The sequence below is a fragment of the Streptomyces sp. NPDC045022 genome (genome assembly GCF_056432605.1).
Genome location: NZ_JBWKIR010000074.1, coordinates 1 through 3,329 on the forward strand (window position 1 = coordinate 1; position 3,329 = coordinate 3,329).

Below are 3,329 nucleotides of genomic sequence, written 5' to 3' on the forward strand. Positions count from 1 at the left end.
CTCGCCAACCTCACCGGCGACCACCTCGCCGATGTCGCCGACGCCACCGAACAAGGCATCCACCGCATCAACCACAACCCACAACTGCCATGGTCATTCCTCGCCCACACCGGACTCACCATCCACCCACCACAGCCACTGAACTTACGTGGTGCCACTGGTCGACCTGCACTGGCGCCGGATGCTGAGGATCCCCGGCTACCGCTTCCGGCAGTGGGCCGCCGTCCTGGTAGAGCACGGCCCCCTGGTCACCGACATGCTCACGCTGCTCATCGAGCAGGCCGACGCCACGGCCAGGCAGGGCACGCGGCTGGCGGAGCTGATCAGCCAGTCGGTGCGGCTGGACGGTGACGTCGCCCGCTGCGATCTCAGTGCGGACGGCTCGGGGTACGTCCTGGACGGGTACCGTTACCCCTCCGCCCGCGCCCTCGCCGAGGCCGCGATGGTGCTGGTGGGGGCCCTGGTGGAGCCGGCGGGGTTCTTCGATCGGCTGGCCGGGCTGCCGCCGGTGCTGCCGGTGATGTCGCTGCAGCTGACCAACGTGCTGTTCGGCCTGCTCGACACCCATCACCCCGACCGCCCGGCCGGCGCCCCGGAGAGCCCCTTCATCACCCATGTGCACTGGGGGGGGGACGGGCCATGGCGGGCTGCCCGCCCCGGCGCGGTGGCTATCTGACGCGCCGGTCCACGGTCCGCTCGCTGCGCGCGATCACCACGCCGCTGGTGCGCCGTTTCGAGCAGGCCCGTCCGGTGGCGTTCGTGCTGCTGCCCGCCCAGGTCTTCATGCTCTGCCCGCCCAGCACCTCACCGGCCGACGCCGACCTGCTCGCGGACCTGTTCAGGGCGGTCCTCGCGGCGGCGCCCGACGCCGCCCACGAGACCGCCCTGGGCTGGCTCGACGAACACCGGGAGAGGCTTTCGGCCTATCTGCGCGGCCGGTTCACGTCCGGCAGCGGCGTGCCCGCCGACGGTACGCTCCGCGATCCGGCGGTGCCCGTGGAGCCGGACGGTTTCCGTCGGCTGACCTTCCGACAGGCCAGCGCCGTCGTCGCCGCCTTCGAGGAGGTGCAGGGATGAAGCTCGTCACCGCACCCTGTGCATCCCCCTCAAGGAGCCGTTCGCCAGCAACACGGGCGTCACCACCGAGGTACGGCAGAGCGTGGTCGAGGTGGCCTGGGAGGGGCTGCGCGGATACGGCACCGCACGCGGCGCCGACCCGGCCGAGGCCGACGCCTGCGCCCTGGCGGACGTCGCCTCTCCGTACGAGCTGCGGCGCGTCCTGGGCCGGCTGGAGGAGGCGGGGATTGGTCCCGCGGCCCGGTCCGCCGTGGACATGGCACTGCACGACCTGCTCGGCAAGGCCTGCGGGCAGCCCCTGCACCGGTTGTGGGGCCTGGCCGGGCTGCCCCTGGCGCCGACGGCCCTGTCCATCGGCGCCGTTCCGGAGGAGGAACTCCTGGCGTGGGCGCTGGCCGACTGGCCGGTGCTGAAGCTGAAGTTCACCCCGGAGGACGACGGCAGCCGGGCAGGCCTGCTGCGCTCGGTCTACACCGGCCGCATCCGGGTCGACGGCAACGGCTCCTGGACCCCGGAGTAGGCACTGCGCGTGGCCCGCACCCTGCACCGGCACGGTGTCGAGTTTCTCGAGCAGCCGGTCCCGCCCGGTGACCCGGACGCGCTGCGGTACGTACACGAGCGGGCACCGCTGCCGGTGTACGCCGACGAGGACTGCGCCGGCCCCGACGACGTACTGCGGCTGCGCGGCCGGGTCAGCGGCGTCAACGTCAAGCTGGTCAAGTGCGGGGGTCTGCTCGCGGCCCGCGAGACCGTGGCGCTCGCCCGGCGCGCCGGGCTGCGGGTGATGCTCGGCTGCAAGCTGGAGAGCGCGCTCGGGGTGACGGCCATGGCCCAACTGGCGCCGCTCGCCGACGAACTGGACTTGGACGGCCATCTCGGGCTGACGGGCGACCCGTTCACCGGCGTGTCCGTCGACCGTGGTGTGATCGGCCTGCCGACGGCTCCCGGCCTCGGCGCCATCACGACCGACCCCGACTGAGGAGACAACTGACATGCGACTGCGCTGTGCCGTACTCGACGACTTCCAGGACGCCGCTCTGCACTCGGCCGACTGGAGCCCGGTCGAGGACCGCGTCGAGGTCGTCACCTTCAGCGAGCACATCGCCGACGAGAACGAACTCGCCCACCGGCTCGCCGACTTCGACATCGTCGTGACCCTGCGTGAACGGGTGCCGTTCCCCGGCACGCTGCTGGACCGCCTGCCCCGGCTCAAGCTGCTCATCGCCTCAGGCATGCGCAACTCGGTCATCGACTACGCGGCCGCCGAACGCAACGGGGTGACGGTGTGCGGCACCGCTAGCTCCTCCACCCCGCCGGTGGAACTGACCTGGGCCCTTCTGCTCGGCCTGGCCCGCAACCTCGTCACCGAGAACAACGCGTTCCGTGAGGGCGGCCCCTGGCAGTCCACCGTCGGCGCCGACCTGCACGGCCGCCGGCTCGGCCTGCTGGGCCTGGGTAAGATCGGCAGCCGGGTGGCCCAGGTGGGCCTGGCCTTCGGAATGCGGGTGAGTGCCTGGAGCCAGAACCTCACCAAGGAGCGCGCCGACGAGGTCGGCGTCGAACTGGCGCCTTCGAAGGAGGAGTTGCTGAGCAGCAGCGACTTCGTTTCCGTCCACCTCGCGCTCAGTGACCGCACCCGCGGCCTGCTCGGCCCCGCCGAAATCGCCCTCCTGAAGCCCACCGCCTACCTGGTCAACACCTCCCGCGCGGCCATCGTCGACCAGGATGCGCTGCTGGCCGCGCTGCACGAGGGCCGGATCGCCGGCGCCAGCGTCGACGTCTTCGACATCGAGCCGCTGCCCGCCGGCCACCCGGTGCGCACCGTACCCCGGCTGCTCGCCACCCCGCACCTCGGCTACGTCTCGCAGACCAACTACGCGACGTACTACAGCCACGCCGTCGAGGACATCCAGGCGTTCCTCGCGGGCGATCCGGTACGCCGTCTCGGCTGACCGGATGCGCGGCCGGCCGTCCTACCGGTGGCCGGCCGTGCGCGGGGGTGCCCCTCGATGTCCGTACCCTGCACCTTGGAGATCCACGTGAGCCCGCAACGCCGCATGATGAAGCTCGGCGCGTTCCTGCCCGCGCCGGGCCACCACGTCGCCGCCTGGCGCCACCCCAACGCCCGACCCGACGGCGGACTCGACTATGGTCACGCTTCTTGCGACCAGTCGTGGGATGCGTCCGCTCCGTCAGCGGCACCCAGCCGCACCCAGTGACGCTGGAGGTCGACCTCGGCGACCTTCACCGTG

At 71.9% G+C, this 3,329-nt stretch carries 5 protein-coding genes; all 5 read left to right on the forward strand.

What is annotated here, in order from left to right; genetic code table 11:
• The first annotated feature begins 151 nt into the window (after nucleotides 1–151).
• From AC07C1_RS41150 to AC07C1_RS41170, 5 genes are read left to right on the forward strand one after another with little or no spacing between them, the layout of a single operon-like run.
• On the forward strand, nucleotides 152–676 hold the full coding sequence (locus tag AC07C1_RS41150) for a DUF6025 family protein (protein WP_478947232.1): 525 nt from the start codon (nucleotides 152–154) through the stop codon (nucleotides 674–676).
• Nucleotides 640–1,077 (forward strand): DUF6025 family protein, encoded by a 438-nt coding sequence (locus AC07C1_RS41155; protein ID WP_478947233.1) that lies wholly within the window; start codon nucleotides 640–642, stop codon nucleotides 1,075–1,077. Before AC07C1_RS41150 ends, AC07C1_RS41155 begins: the two co-directional genes overlap by 37 nt.
• Nucleotides 1,078–1,099: 22 nt before the next feature.
• Nucleotides 1,100–1,597 (forward strand): hypothetical protein, encoded by a 498-nt coding sequence (locus AC07C1_RS41160; RefSeq protein WP_478947236.1) that lies wholly within the window; start codon nucleotides 1,100–1,102, stop codon nucleotides 1,595–1,597.
• Nucleotides 1,598–1,606: 9 nt separating this feature from the next.
• A complete protein-coding gene (locus tag AC07C1_RS41165) occupies nucleotides 1,607–2,056 on the forward strand; it encodes an enolase C-terminal domain-like protein (RefSeq protein ID WP_478947234.1) in 450 nt (149 codons plus the stop codon).
• A 13-nt stretch (nucleotides 2,057–2,069) separates the two neighbouring features.
• Nucleotides 2,070–3,029, forward strand: coding sequence for a D-2-hydroxyacid dehydrogenase family protein (locus AC07C1_RS41170; RefSeq protein WP_478947235.1), 960 nt, complete (start codon nucleotides 2,070–2,072; stop codon nucleotides 3,027–3,029).
• The last annotated feature ends 300 nt before the right edge of the window (nucleotides 3,030–3,329 follow it).

Bases quoted from the DNA above. Each gene is read 5' to 3' on its own strand.
- AC07C1_RS41155 (WP_478947233.1), top strand. From the start codon at position 640: ATGGCGGGCTGCCCGCCCCGGCGCGGTGGCTATCTGACGCGCCGGTCC.
- AC07C1_RS41170 (WP_478947235.1), top strand. From the start codon at position 2,070: ATGCGACTGCGCTGTGCCGTACTCGACGACTTCCAGGACGCCGCTCTG.